We start from the raw sequence: 13,235 nt of genomic DNA, 5'->3' as shown, positions 1-13,235 counted from the left end.
TCAGCGCAGCTCGGCCACCGCGCGGGCGATGCGCGTGCAGCCTTCTTCCAGTGTTTCGATCGAGGTGGCGATGGACAGGCGGAAGTAGGGCGAGAGCCCGTAGGCGGTGCCGGCGACCGTGGCCACGCCCGCGCTTTCCAGCAGGTACATCACGACGTCGCCGTCTTCGTTCAGTTGCTTGCCTGCGGGCGTGGTCTTGCCGATCAGTCCGGCGCAGTCGATGTAGAGGTAGAAGGCGCCGGGCGGCGTGGCGCAGCTCAGGCCGGGGATCGCATTGACGAGTGCGAGCGTGCGGTCGCGCCGCTCCTTGTAGACCGCCACGCTCTCGGCCACGAAGCTTTGGTCGCCGTTGAGCGCCGCCGCGGCGGCCGCCTGGCTGATCGAGCAGCAGTTGCCGGCGGACTGCGAGAGCAGGGTGTCCATCGCCGTGATCAGATCGGCCGGGCCCGCGGCCCAGCCGATGCGCCAGCCGGTCATCGCATAGGTCTTGGAGACGCCGTTGACGGCCAGCGTGCGCTCGCGCAAGGCGGGCTCGACCGCCAGGATGTGCGGCGTCGAGCGGCCGTCGAAGCGGATGTGTTCGTAGATGTCGTCGGTCATCATCATCACGTGCGGATGGCGCATGAGGACATCCGCCAGCGCGCGGTATTCGTCGGCCGTGTAGCTGGCGCCGGTGGGATTGCTCGGCGAGTTGATCAGGAGCCAGCGCGTGCGTGGCGTGATGGCGGCCTCGAGCTGGGCCGGCGTGAGCTTGAAGCCGCTGGCCTCCGGGCAGGCGACGATGACGGGCTTGCCTTCGCAGGCCAGCACCATGTCGGGGTAGGACACCCAGTAGGGCGCGGGGATGATCACTTCGTCGCCCGGTTCCAGCGTGATCGCGAAGGCGTTGTAGATCGCGCTCTTGGCGCCGCTGGTGACGATGATTTCGTTCATCGCGTACGTCAGGCCGTTCTCGCGCTGCAGCTTGGCGACGATGGCCTGGCGCAGCTCGACCGTGCCGGCCATCAGCGTGTAGCGCGTGGCGCCCTTGTCCATGGCTTCGGCGGCGGCGCGCCGGATATGCAGCGGGGTGTCGAAGTCGGGTTCACCCACCACCAGGTTGACGATCGATTTGCCCTGGCGGCGCAGCTCGTTGGCGCGGTCCGCGGCGGAGGTGCTGGGCGAAGGCTTGATGCGCCGTACGCGGGCGGCGATGCGGGAGGTGGTCACGGATCTTCCTTGGGTGCGGGATGTACGGACCCAACGGTACGCACATCGCTCCACCTCGGCCAAGATGAGATCGCTCTGGTTCGATAGGCTGAGCTTATGGTGACTCCTGTCTGGTCCCCTCTCCCTCCGGGAGAGGGCTAGGGTGAGGGCATGGGCGCCTCCGCGCCCCCGGACCCCCCGGACCCCCCGGACACACATCGCATCTAGGCGCCCCTGCGCCCCAGTGCTAGGCTCAGCTTTTGCTTGGAGACAAGGCGTGAACCTCCGACGCCTCAAATACTTCGTGAAGATCGTGGACATCGGCAGCCTGACGCAGGCCGCCGAGGTGCTCTTCATTGCGCAACCGGCACTGAGCCAGCAGCTCGCCACGCTCGAAGGCGAAGTGCGGCAGCAATTGCTGGTGCGCACCAAGCGCGGCGTGACGCCTACCGAGGCCGGCAAGGTGCTGTATCGCCATGCCCAGATCATCCTTCGGCAGTGCGAGCAGGCCCGCGTCGACATGGAGGCCGCCGGCGAGGGCCTGTCGGGCCAGGTGTCGGTGGGGCTCGCGCCCGGCACCGCAGCCTCCGCGCTGTCGCTGCCGCTGCTGCGCACCGTGCGCGCCCGGCATCCCGGCATCCTGCTCTACCTCAACGAGAACTACGGCACCACGCTGAGCGAACTCATCATGAACGGCCGCATGGATCTGGCCGTGCTCTATGGCGACAAGGCCATCCACGGGCTGTCCTTCCTGCCGCTGCTGAAGGAACCCCTGTTCCTGGTGGGGCCGGCTTCCATGCCGGCGCCGGCCGAGCCCGTGCGACTGGCCGACCTGCGCGAGATCGAACTGTTCTTGCCGCGCCCCTATAACGTGGTGCGCAAGCTGGTCGATGCGGCCTTCGTGCGCGCCGGCATGGTGCCGCGCGTGGTGGCCGAGATCGAATCGGCCTTCACCCTGACCGCCGCCATCGCCGACGGACTGGGCGCCACCATCCTGCCGGCATCGATGGCGCGCGAGGTCGTGGCGGCCTGCGGCGCCTGGCAGTTCCGCATCGTCGATCCGGTGATCGAGGCGCCGCTCGCGCTGTGCCAGTCGGACCACCTGCCTCTTTCCGAACCGGCGCAAGCGGTGAAGGACATCCTGCTCGAGCTCGTCGTCGACCTTGCCGGCACCGTCGCCTCGACGCCCGAACCCGAGCTGAACGCCTTGTCATAAGCCGCCCTTATCGCGGCACAGCCAATCCGTCTTGGGCTTTGTGCCCGCGGCCCGCTACCTTTCATGCATGCCGTCACGCGTTCGTCGAACGCGTCGGCCACCCAGGATGTTCCGTCGCCCAAGACGGCCCGGCATGAATCAGGAACAGATCAAGACGCTCATCGACGCGCTGGCCGCATCGGACCTGTGCGAGCTGGAGTACAGCGAGAACGGAAGCACGCTGCGGCTGGTGAAGCAGTCGGCGCTGGCGGCGACGCCGCGCCGGCGAGCAGCGATCGCGGCGCACGATGCGCCCGTTGCGGCGGCAGCGTCGGCCGAATGCCTCGCGCCGCTCTACGGCGTGGTGCACCTGCAGCCGACGCCCGCCGAGCCGCCCTTCGTGCAGGCCGGTCAAACCGTTAAGGCGGGCCAGACGCTGTGCGTGATCGAGGCCATGAAGGTCTTCAACGAGGTGCGCGCCGAACGCGACGCCACGGTGCAGGCGGTGCTGGTGCGCTCGGGGCAGGAGGTCGAAGCCGGCCAGCCGCTGTTCCGCTTCGACGGCGAATAGGGGACCATGGCCATGTTCGACACCGTGCTCATCGCCAATCGGGGGGAGATCGCCCTGCGCATCCAGCGCGCCTGCCGCGGCCTCGGGCTCCGGACCGTGGCGGTGTATTCCGAAGCCGACTGCGACGCGAGCTATGTGGCGCAGGCCGACCAGGCCCTGTGCATCGGCCCGGCCGCGCCCGGGCAGAGCTACCTGAACCCCTCCGCGATCCTGTTCGCCGCCGAAGTCAGCGGCGCGCAGGCCATCCATCCGGGCTACGGTTTCCTGTCGGAGAACGCGGGCTTCGCCGAGCGCGTCGAGCAGGCCGGCCTCGTCTTCATCGGCCCGAGCGCCACCTGCATCCGCACCATGGGCGACAAGGTCGCGGCCAAGCGCGCGATGCGGCGCGCCGGCGTGCCCTGCGTGCCCGGCCCCGACGGCAGCCTGCCGGAGGACCCGGACGAGGTTCTCGCCCTGGCGCGCGAGATCGGCTTCCCGGTGATCGTAAAGGCCGCGGGCGGCGGCGGCGGTCGCGGCATGCGCGTGGTGCACGACGAAGCCGCCCTGCCGGAGGCGATGTCGCTCACGCGCGAGGAGGCGCGCCGCGCCTTCGGCAACCCCGAGGTCTACATCGAGAAGTTCCTGCTGCATCCGCGCCATGTCGAGATCCAGGTGCTGGCCGACAGCCATGGCAATGCGCTATGGCTCGGCAGCCGCGACTGCTCGCTGCAGCGCCGCCACCAGAAGGTGATCGAGGAGGCGCCGGCCATCGGCATCGACGAGGCGCTGCTGGGCGAGGTCGGCGAGCGCTGCGCCTCGGCCTGCCGGCAGATCGGTTACTGCGGCGTCGGCACCTTCGAGTTCCTGTACGAGCAGGGGGCCTTTTATTTCATCGAGATGAACACCCGCCTCCAGGTGGAGCACCCCGTGACCGAGATGACCACCGGCATCGACATCGTGCAGCAGCAGTTGCGCGTGGCGCGCGGCGAGCGCCTGGGCTTCACGCAGGCCGACGTGCGTTGTGAAGGGCATGCCATCGAGTGCCGTATCAATGCCGAGAACCCCGATACCTTCGCGCCCTCGCCGGGGCGCATCAGCGGCTGGCAGCTGCCAGGCGGCTTCGGCGTGCGCGTGGACTCCCATGCCAATGCCGGCTACCGCGTGCCGCCGTACTACGACTCGATGATCGCCAAGCTGATCGTGCAGGGCAGCACGCGCGCCGATGCGCTCGACCGCATGCGCCTGGCGCTCGCCGAGATGCGCGTCGAGGGCATCTCGACCAACGTGCCGCTGCACCGCGAGATCCTGCGCGACCAGGGCTTCGCCGCCGGCGGCGTGGACATCCACCACCTCGAGCGCTGGCTGCCGCGAAGGAGCCTCGCGTGATCGCACCGACCGCATCCGTCAGCCTGCTGGGCACTACGGCGCTGCTCTTCGAGGCACCCGGCGAGCTCGCGCTACCCTCGCAGCAGCGCATCTGGGCCCTCGCGCGAGAGGCGCAGGCCTGGCCGGAGGTGCGCGAGGCGGTGCCGGGCATGAACAACCTCATGCTCACCTTCGAGCGGCCGCCGCGCAGCGCCGAGGCGCTGGACGCGCTGGAGGCCCGCCTCCAGGCGGCCTGGGACGCGGCGCTCCCGCTGCCGCTCGAAGGCCGCGTGGTCGAGCTCCCGGTGGTTTACGGCGGCGAGGGCGGTCCCCACATGGCCGACGTGGTGGCGCACACCGGGCTCAGCGTGGAGGAGATCGTCGAGCTCCACAGCACGCCGGTCTACCCGGTGTACGCGCTCGGCAGCCATCCGGGCTACTGCTACCTGGGCGGCATGGACCCGCGCATCGCCACGCCGCGGCGTAAGGTGCCGGTGCTGAGCATTCCGGGCGGCGCGGTGTCGATCGGCGGCGTGCAGACCGGCGTGTCGGCCTCGGCCGGCCCCAGCGGCTGGAACACGATCGGCAGCACCGCCATGACCTTCTTCGATCCGTCGCAGGACCCGCCGGCGAGGCTGCAGCCGGGCGACATGATCCGCTTCCGGGTCCAGGAGGTGATCCGATGATCGAAGTGCTCTCGTCCGCCGCGCTGGCCACCGTACAGGACATGGGGCGCACCGGCAGCCTGCGCTGGGGCGTGGGCACCTCTGGGGCCATGGACAAGCTGGCGCTGGCGGCCGGCAACCTGCTGCTGGGCAACGGGCCCGATGCGGCCGCCATCGAGGTGCCGGTGTTTCCTTTCAAGCTGCGCTTCGACCAGGACTGCGCCTTCGCGCTGACCGGCGCCGACTGCGCGGCGCGGCTCGACGAAGCGCCGCTCCTGCCCTGGTGGGTGCACCAGGCGCGCGCCGGGCAGACGCTCACGCTGGGCCTGCCGCAGGGCGGCAGGCATCGCGGCAGCCGCGCCATGCTGTGCCTGGCCGGTGGCGTGGACGTGCCCGAGGTCCTGGGCTCGCGCAGCACCCAGCTGCGCGGCGCCTTCGGCGGCCACGAGGGCCGCGCGCTGCGCCGCGGCGATGCGCTGCGCGCGGTGGGCGAGGGGCAGTCCTGCCAGACCGGCTTCGGCCTCGTGCCGCCGGCATTGAGCCTGCCGCTGCAGGTGGACGGCCTGCCCGCAGTGCGGGTGTTGCCCGCCGCCGAATACCTGGGCTTCGAGGAAGCCTCGCGCGCCGCCTTCTGGGCCGGCGAATGGAAGATCACGGCCCAGAGCGACCGCTACGGCTATCGCCTCGACGGCGAGGCGCTGCGGCCGATCGCGCCGATGGAGATGCGCTCGCACGGCATCGTGCCCGGCGTGATCCAGGTGCCGCACAGTGGGCAGCCCATCATCCAGATGCGCGATGCCCAGCCCTCGGGTGGCTACCCCAAGTTCGGCACCGTGATCGAGGCCGATCTCTGGCGACTCGGCCAGGCGCCGATCGGCAGTCGCATCCGCTTCATCGAAAGCAGCTGGGACGAGGCCGTGGCCGCGCTGGACGAGATCGAGGCCTGGCTCGACAGGGTGCGGCGCATGGTGGACCTCCACCGCAGCGCGCCGCGCATGAACTGACATGAAGAGCCCTGCGCAAGTCCGGGAGCTCGCCGCCTGGCTGGCCGCCACCGACATCGGCCTGCTGGAGCTGCGCACGCCCGACGGCGTGCTGCGGCTGGGGCGCGGGGGTGGGCCCGGAAGCGGGATCGTGCAGCTGGATGCGCAGCAGGAGGGCACGCCGCCGGCGCCGCCGTCATGCGTGGCTGCCGCGCCCAGTGTGGGCAACTTCCTGCACGCCCATCCGCTGCATGCCGCGCCCTTGGCGCGCCCCGGCGAACGCGTGTCCGCGGGACAGCCCGTGGGTTTGATGCAGATCGGCCCGCTGCTGCTGCCGGTGCACGCATCGCAGTCCGGCGTGCTGATCGCCTTCCTGGTGCCCGACGGCCAGCCTGTGGGCTGGGGCACCCTGCTGGTCGAACTGCAGGCCGACGAATGAGGAGTACATCGCGATGGACATCGACCTGAACGCCGACCTGGGCGAGGGCTTCGGCCCCTGGCGCATGGGCGAGGACGAGGCGCTGCTGGAGATCGTTTCCTCCGCCAACGTGGCCTGCGGCTTCCATGCCGGCGACCCGGTCATCATGGACCGCACGGTGCGCATGGCCCGCGACCGGGGCGTGGACGTGGGGGCGCATGTGGGTTTTCCCGACCTGCTCGGCTTCGGGCGCCGCCCGATGCAGATCGATGTCGCGGAGCTCGCCACCTACGTCACCTACCAGTTGGGCGCGCTCGCGGGCATGGCGCGCTCGGCCGGCCACCGGATGACGCACATGAGCTTCCATGGCGCGCTGGGCAACATGGCGGCCGCCGACGCGGCACTGGCCGGCCCGCTGGTGCGCGCGGTGGCGGACTTCGACCCCGGCCTGATCATCAGCTCGTCTGCCAGCCGCGCCATCGAAGACGCGGCCGAGCGCTGCGGGCTGCGCGTGGCGCGGACCTTCCTGGCCGACCGCGCCTGCGACGACGAAGGCCTGCTGGTGCCGCGCAAGCTGCCCGGCGCCGTCATCCACGAGCCCGAGGCCGTGCTGGCGCGCGTGCACCAGCTGCTGGAGGAGGGCACGGTCACCAGCCATGGCGGGCGCAGGATCCCGATGAACGTCCGCTCCATCCTCGTGCACGGCGATACGCCCGGTGCGGTGGAGCTGGCGCGGGCCGTACGCGGCGTGGTCGAGGCGGCGGGGCGCGTGCTGCCGATCTCGCGCCAGATGGCGCCCTGAAGCCGGGCGGTCAAAAAAGCGACATAAGGACGGCTTATCTCTACACAGCCATTCCGTCTTGGCGCCCCGAGGTCGCGCTGGATACAGTGAATTCGTCATAACGAAAGAAGCCAAAGATGCCTTTCTCCGACTACAAGACCGCGCTGGTGACGGGAGCCTCCTCGGGCATCGGCGCCGCGGTCGTCGAGCGCCTCTGCAAGGAAGGCCTGCAGGTCCACGCGCTCGCGCGCAGCGCCGGCAAGCTGGCCGAACTGGCCGCGCGCACGGGCTGCATCCCGCACGCCATCGACGTGAGCGACCTCGCGGGCATCACCCGGCTGGCGCAGGAGATCCCCTTCGACGTGCTGGTCAACAATGCCGGCGTCGACAGGCCCGGCTCGATCCTGAAGGCCGACGCCGAGGGCATCGACCTGCTGGTCGACGTCAACCTGCGCGCCGTGCTGCACCTGTGCCGGCTGGTCGTGCCGGGCATGGCCGCGCGCGACCGCGGCCACGTGATCAACATCAGCTCGATCGCCGGGGCCTACAACTTCGGCGGCAACAGCACTTACCACGCGACCAAGGCCGCGGTGAGCATGCTGTCGCGCCAGTTGCGCATCGATGTCTTCGGCAAGCGCGTGCGCGTCACCGAGATCTGCCCGGGGCGGGTGGCCACCGACATCTTCGCGCACGTGCACGGCAACCCGGAGGAAATGCACAAGCGTTTCATCGAGGGCTTCGAGCTGCCGCGGGCCGAGGACATTGCCGACGCCATTGCCTTCGCCATCGCCGCGCCGGTCGCGGTGAACGTGGGCCACATGGAGATCACGCCGACGCTGCAGGTGCCCGGCGGGCTCTCCACCGCGCGCCCGGAAGCGCCGCAGGCCTGAGAACCACGGAAAACAAAGGAACGGCACATGAAGGACTTCGACCTGCTGGCCGTCCTGCTGAAGCCGGAGTTCGGCGCGATGCTGCTGCACGGCGTGGAGATGACGCTGAAGATCGCGGCCGGCTCCTGGCTGCTCGCGATGAGCCTGGCCATCGTGCTGCTGACCGTGCGCCTGACGCCCGGCCGCATCGCCGAGCGCGTGGTCGCGGCCTATGTCTCCTATCACCGCAACGTGCCGACGCTGGTGCAGCTGATGCTCTGGTACTTCGGCATCTTCAGCGTGCTGCCCCAGTTTCTGCAGAACTGGCTGTCCGAGCACAACGCGGAGGCCATCCTCTCGATCGTCGCGCTCGGGCTGTGCCAGGCGGCCTACTTCAGCGAGGACCTGCGATCGGGCCTGCGCTCCATCCCGGCGGGGCAAGCCGAGGCCGCGCGGGCGCTGGGCCACAGCTACATCGGCTCGATGCGCCACGTCATGCTGCCGCAGGCGATCCGCAACGCCATCCCCGCGCTGGTCAATCACAGCGTGTCGCTGTTCAAGAACAGCAGCCTGGCCATGGCGATCGGCGTGGCCGAGCTGACGCACGCGGTCAAGGAAGTGGAGAGCCAGAGCTTCCGCGCTTTCGAGGCCTACAGCGTGGCCACGGTGCTCTATCTCGGCTTCTCGCTGCTCATCATGGCCGCGGGCGGCTGGGTGGCGCGGCACTACCGCATCGTCGGAGCGAGGTGAGAGATGTTCAGCATCTTCGAGATCCTGCGCGACAACTGGCTGCTGCTGCTCATCGGCCAGTATCCCAACGGCCCCATGGGCGGCATCGTCGCCACGCTGGTCCTGTCGGTGCTGGGCATCGTGCTGGCCTTCCCGCTGTCGGTGCTGATGGCGCTGGCGCGGCTGTCGCCGTGGGCGGTGCTGCGCTGGCCGGCGACGGTGCTGGTCTACGTCGTGCGCGGCGTGCCGCTCCTGATGGTGATCCTGTGGGTCTACTTCCTCGTGCCGCTTTTGATCGGCCGCGAGATCTCGGGCTTCACCACCATGCTGTGCACGCTGGTGATCTACGAGGGCGCCTACCTGTCGGAGGTGGTGCGCGCCGGCATCCAGGCCCTGCCCAAGGGACAGACCGAGGCGGCGCGCGCGCTCGGCCACAGCCACCTGGGAATGATGTGGTACGTGATCCTGCCGCAGGCGCTCTACAACATGCTGCCGAGCATGCTGAGCCAGTTCATCTCCACCATCAAGGAAACGACGCTGGGCTACGTGATCAACGTGAACGAGCTCACCTTCGCGGCCAACCAGATCAACAACCAGCTGCTGACCAAGCCCTTCCAGGTCTTCTTCATCCTGGCGATGACCTACTACGTGGTCTGCTTCAGCCTCACGCAGCTGGCGCAGTGGCTGGAGCGGCGCATTGCCCACAAGCGGCTCGGCGCGGCGATGGCCCCGCTGTCGCCCGAGGGCGCCTCGCTGCCGCCGCCGGTGGCGGCCAATCCCTGACAAGGCCGCGCACGACGGTCGGACAAACGCAAAGGAGACAGAACCATGCCCACTCCAACGAACGCAGACGTTCCCATGATCCTGTTTTCCAACATCAACAAGTGGTACGGCGACTACCAGGCGCTCGCCGACGTCAACGCCGAAGTCAAGAAAGGCGAGGTGGTGGTGGTCTGCGGGCCTTCCGGTTCCGGCAAGTCGACGCTGATCCGCACCGTCAACCGGCTCGAGGAGATCAAGTCGGGCCAGTTGCTCTTCGACGGCCACGACATCCACGCGCCAATGAGCAGCGTGGCGCTCAACAAGTTGCGCAGCCGCATCGGCTTCGTGTTCCAGAGCTTCAACCTGTTCCCGCACCTGTCGGTGCTGGAGAACATCATGCTGTCGCCGATGCGCGTGCTCGGCGTCAAGCGCGCCGCCGCGCGGACCAAGGCGATGCAGCTGCTGGAGCGCGTGGGCCTGGCCGCCAAGGCCGGTGCCTATCCGGCGCAGCTCTCGGGCGGCCAGCAGCAGCGGGTGGCGATCGCGCGCGCCCTGGCCATGGAGCCGCCGGCCATGCTCTTCGACGAGCCCACCAGTGCGCTGGACCCCGAGATGGTGGGCGAGGTGCTGTCGGTGATGCGCGGCCTGGCCAACGACGGCATGACCATGATGTGCGTCACGCACGAGATGAGTTTCGCCCGCGAGGTCGCGGACTGCATCTGGTTCATGGATGCCGGCCGGATCCTCGAGAAGGCCGAGCCCGAGACTTTCTTCAGCAGCCCCCAGCATCCGCGCGCGCAGCGCTTCCTGTCCGATCTGCGCGCGCACTAGGCGTTTCCCATCCCAGCCCTCACCAGGAGTTCATCATGTCGAAGAAGACCGTCTTCCGTCTCGCCGCCATCGCTTGTTGCCTTGGCGCCCTGTCCGTCCTGGCGCATGCCGACCAGTGGGATGACATCAACCAGCGCAAGGAACTCAAGTGCGGCACCTTCGCCGATGTGCCGCCCTTTGCCGCGCCCGACCCCAAGACGCGCGAGATGGTGGGCTTCGATGTCGATCTGTGCAACGCGCTGGCCAAGCAACTGGGCCTGAGCGCGAAGGTCACGCCGCTGTCGGTCGAAGCCCGTGTGCCCGAGGTCAAGCTCGGCCGCGTCGACGTGACGGTGGCGAACCTGGCCTATACCAAGAGCCGCGGCGAGCAGATCCAGTTCAGCGATCCGTACTACGTGGCCAAGGAAATGCTGGCCGTGAAAGCCTCCGACCCCGGCACCACCAAGGCCGACTTCAAGGGCAAGCGCCTGAGTTCCACCAAGGGCTCGACCTCGGAGCTGTCGATCAAGATGAACGGCTCCGAACCGGTGACCTTCCAGGACACGGGCTCGGCCTTCATGGCCGTGCAGCAGAACAAGTCGGTCGGCATGGTGGCCAACACCATGACCATCACCAAGCTCGTCAACCAGTCGAAGACCTCCGGGGTCGAGCTCAAGATGATCAAGGAGCCGATGGTGCTGCAGCCGATCGGCGTCGGCATGAAGAAGGACGAGCCGGTGCTGCTGGCCAAGGTCAATGCGGCGCTGGTGGCGCTGGACAAGGCCGGCGAGATCGACAAGATCTGGGCCAAGTGGCTCGGCCCGAACACCGAATACAAGATGACGCGCGAAGAAAAGGTGATGCCGCTGTCCGAACTCAAGTTCGAGCTGCTGCCCTGAAGGTCCGCGCCTGTCAGGCCGCCGCCGCCGGCCGCAGCAGCGCAACGAACTCCGCCGCGGCCGGCGACAGGCTGTGCGCCCGCCGCGTGATCAGGTAGATCGGCGGCACGCGGATCGGCAGTTTCACCGGCAGCACGCGCAGCACGCCCAGCCGCGCGTAGTGCGCCGCCTGCGACGCCGGCATCACGGCGGCCATGTCCGAGTGTTCCAAGAGCGCCGTCATCGCGATCGGCGATGCGGTCTCGGTGATGCGCAGCCGCTGCTGGATGCCCGCCTCGCGCAAGGCTGCCTCGAAGCGACCGCGCTGCGGCGAGCCCGGCGGCTGCAGCAGCCAGGGCCAGTCGACCAGCTCGCGCAGCGTCAGCGACTTGCGCTTGAACAGCGGATGCGCCTTGCGCACCACCACCACCTGCGGCTCGCCGAGCAGCGGCACGCAATCGAAAGCTTCGGCGCTGTGGTCTTCGGTGAGCCGGCCCAGCATCAGGTCGACCTCGCCGCGCGCAAGCTGGCGCAGCATCACGTCGCTGGTGTCGACCACCACGCTCACCGCCACGCGCTCGTGCTTCTTCTGGTAGGCCACCAGCGTGGGCGCCAGCAGCTCGGGCACCGCGCCCGGCACGCTGCCCACGCGCAACGCGCCGCTGAGCCCGGAGCGCAGAGCCTCCACTTCTTCGCACACCGCGCCGAAGTCCGTCAGCACCCAGCGCGCATGACGCACCAGCGCCTCGCCGTACGGCGTGGGCGACATGCCGCGCGCGACGCGCGTGAAGAGCGGCACCGCGAAGGTCTCTTCCAGCTGTTGCAAGAGCTTGGTGGCGGCCGGCTGGCTGATGCTCATCGCCGCGGCCGCGCGGCCCAGGTGGCGGTGCTGGTCGAGCAGCGCCAGCAGCACCCATTGCCGCGTGCGCAAGCGCAGCAGCAGGCGCCAGGGCGGGAGATCGGGGCCGGGCTGAGTCATATGCGGTGGTATATGGATTCTTCAGAACATTCGATTGGATTGGAATGGCAAACATCCCTAAGCTGGGGACCAAAGATCGGAGACACGCCCATGCCAATCCTGTTGCCCTGGCGCCTTGCGGCGCTCTGCCTGATCGCCGTGCCGCTCGCGGCATCCGCCCAGGCCGTCTACCCCGACAAGCCTCTGCGCATCATGGTCGGCGCCTCGCCCGGCGGCGGCACCGACATCCTCGCGCGCCTACTCGCCGACAAGTTCGGCGCCTCGCTCAAGCAGCCGGTGGTGGTCGAGAACCGGCCCGGCGCCTCCAACACCATCGCGGCCGAACTCACGGCGCGGGCCGTCGCAGACGGCAGCACACTGCTGCTGGCCACCAACACCGGCCAGGCGGTGGCGCCGCACCTGCTCAAGCTCAAGTACGACCCGTTGAAGGACCTGCAGCCCGTCGGCCTGGTGGCCGTGATGCCCAACGTGCTGGTGGTGCCTTCGACCTCGCCCTACCGGGACGTGAAGGAGCTCATCGCCGCGATGCGCGCCAAGCCGGGCGGCCTGCGCTATGCGTCCTCGGGCATCGGCAGCACGCAGCACGTGGGCGGCGAAGCCTTTGCGCTGGCCACCGGCACCAAGGCCATCCACGTGCCGTACCGCGGCAGCTCGCAGGCGCACGTCGACATCATCGGCGGGCAGGTGGAGATGATGTTCGACAGCACCTCCTCGGCCATGCAGCAGATCAAGGCCGGCAAGTTCCGCGCGCTCGCCGTCGCCGCGGCCAGGCGCACGCCCGAACTGCCTGATGTGCCCACGCTGGCCGAGGCGGGCGTGCAGGGCGCCGATGTCAACACCTGGTATGGCCTCTTCGTCACCGCCGGCACGCCGCGCGCGGCGGTGGAGCGGCTCAACGCCGAGCTGGCCCAGAGCCTGCGCATGAGCGACGTGCAGGAGCGCATCAAGGGCCTGGGCGGCGAGATCACGGCCATGGGCATCGAGCCCTTCGCCGAGATGAACCGCAGCGAGTTCGAGCGCTACGGCAAGCTGGTCAAGGACACCGGCATGCGCGCCGATTGAC

The 13,235-nt window shown here is 69.1% G+C and carries 15 protein-coding genes; 13 read left to right on the top strand and 2 right to left on the bottom strand.

Annotated elements, in window-relative coordinates; translation table 11 throughout:
* Positions 1-1,209, bottom strand: a complete 1,209-nt coding sequence (locus ACSQ9A_RS24925; protein ID WP_436305611.1) for an aspartate transaminase — start codon at positions 1,207-1,209, stop codon at positions 1-3.
* Between the two features lie 256 nt (positions 1,210-1,465).
* Here ACSQ9A_RS24925 and nac point away from each other — a divergent pair, with 256 nt between their 5' ends.
* The 12 genes from nac to ACSQ9A_RS24865 all read left to right on the top strand — a co-directional run bounded on the left by nac (position 1,466) and on the right by ACSQ9A_RS24865 (position 11,214).
* On the top strand, positions 1,466-2,404 hold the full coding sequence (gene nac, locus ACSQ9A_RS24920; protein ID WP_436305610.1) for a nitrogen assimilation transcriptional regulator NAC: 939 nt from the start codon (positions 1,466-1,468) through the stop codon (positions 2,402-2,404).
* A gap of 133 nt (positions 2,405-2,537) precedes the next feature.
* On the top strand, positions 2,538-2,954 hold the full coding sequence (locus ACSQ9A_RS24915; RefSeq protein ID WP_436305608.1) for an acetyl-CoA carboxylase biotin carboxyl carrier protein: 417 nt from the start codon (positions 2,538-2,540) through the stop codon (positions 2,952-2,954).
* 12 nt (positions 2,955-2,966) lie between these two features.
* The gene (gene accC, locus ACSQ9A_RS24910; protein ID WP_436305607.1) at positions 2,967-4,319 is read left to right on the top strand and encodes an acetyl-CoA carboxylase biotin carboxylase subunit; all 1,353 of its coding nucleotides are present in this window, start codon (positions 2,967-2,969) and stop codon (positions 4,317-4,319) included.
* Positions 4,316-4,984: a 5-oxoprolinase subunit PxpB gene (gene pxpB, locus ACSQ9A_RS24905; RefSeq protein WP_436305606.1), complete on the top strand. Its 669-nt coding sequence runs from the start codon at positions 4,316-4,318 to the stop codon at positions 4,982-4,984. The genes accC and pxpB overlap by 4 nt, the downstream gene beginning before the upstream one ends.
* A complete protein-coding gene (locus ACSQ9A_RS24900) occupies positions 4,981-5,967 on the top strand; it encodes a biotin-dependent carboxyltransferase family protein (RefSeq protein ID WP_436305605.1) in 987 nt (328 codons plus the stop codon). The genes pxpB and ACSQ9A_RS24900 overlap by 4 nt, the downstream gene beginning before the upstream one ends.
* A 1-nt stretch (position 5,968) precedes the next feature.
* Positions 5,969-6,385, top strand: coding sequence for an acetyl-CoA carboxylase biotin carboxyl carrier protein (locus tag ACSQ9A_RS24895; protein ID WP_436305604.1), 417 nt, complete (start codon positions 5,969-5,971; stop codon positions 6,383-6,385).
* A 13-nt stretch (positions 6,386-6,398) separates the two neighbouring features.
* On the top strand, positions 6,399-7,166 hold the full coding sequence (locus tag ACSQ9A_RS24890) for a LamB/YcsF family protein (RefSeq protein ID WP_436305603.1): 768 nt from the start codon (positions 6,399-6,401) through the stop codon (positions 7,164-7,166).
* A 116-nt stretch (positions 7,167-7,282) separates the two neighbouring features.
* Complete coding sequence (locus ACSQ9A_RS24885) at positions 7,283-8,035, top strand: SDR family oxidoreductase (protein WP_436305602.1); 753 nt, start codon at positions 7,283-7,285, stop codon at positions 8,033-8,035.
* 27 nt (positions 8,036-8,062) lie between these two features.
* Positions 8,063-8,764, top strand: a complete 702-nt coding sequence (locus ACSQ9A_RS24880; RefSeq protein ID WP_436305601.1) for an amino acid ABC transporter permease — start codon at positions 8,063-8,065, stop codon at positions 8,762-8,764.
* Positions 8,765-8,767: 3 nt separating this feature from the next.
* Positions 8,768-9,526 (top strand): amino acid ABC transporter permease, encoded by a 759-nt coding sequence (locus ACSQ9A_RS24875; RefSeq protein WP_436305600.1) that lies wholly within the window; start codon positions 8,768-8,770, stop codon positions 9,524-9,526.
* A gap of 75 nt (positions 9,527-9,601) precedes the next feature.
* On the top strand, positions 9,602-10,336 hold the full coding sequence (locus ACSQ9A_RS24870; RefSeq protein ID WP_436306358.1) for an amino acid ABC transporter ATP-binding protein: 735 nt from the start codon (positions 9,602-9,604) through the stop codon (positions 10,334-10,336).
* A gap of 35 nt (positions 10,337-10,371) precedes the next feature.
* Entirely contained in the window at positions 10,372-11,214 is an 843-nt protein-coding gene (locus ACSQ9A_RS24865; protein ID WP_093103765.1) for an ABC transporter substrate-binding protein, read from the top strand.
* Between the two features lie 13 nt (positions 11,215-11,227).
* On the opposite strand, the gene ACSQ9A_RS24860 is transcribed toward ACSQ9A_RS24865, so the two are convergent.
* Entirely contained in the window at positions 11,228-12,172 is a 945-nt protein-coding gene (locus ACSQ9A_RS24860; RefSeq protein ID WP_436305599.1) for a LysR family transcriptional regulator, read from the bottom strand.
* Positions 12,173-12,262: 90 nt separating this feature from the next.
* Between ACSQ9A_RS24860 and ACSQ9A_RS24855 the strand changes: the two genes are divergently transcribed.
* Positions 12,263-13,234 (top strand): Bug family tripartite tricarboxylate transporter substrate binding protein, encoded by a 972-nt coding sequence (locus ACSQ9A_RS24855; protein ID WP_436305598.1) that lies wholly within the window; start codon positions 12,263-12,265, stop codon positions 13,232-13,234.
* Position 13,235 lies beyond the last annotated feature (1 nt).

This window comes from Variovorax sp. LjRoot290 (assembly GCF_964253985.1).
In the GTDB taxonomy this organism is placed as follows: Bacteria; Pseudomonadota; Gammaproteobacteria; order Burkholderiales; family Burkholderiaceae_C; genus Variovorax.
The sequence above is the reverse complement of the archived record's forward strand: the minus strand, read 5'-3'. Positions and strand labels throughout refer to the sequence as shown.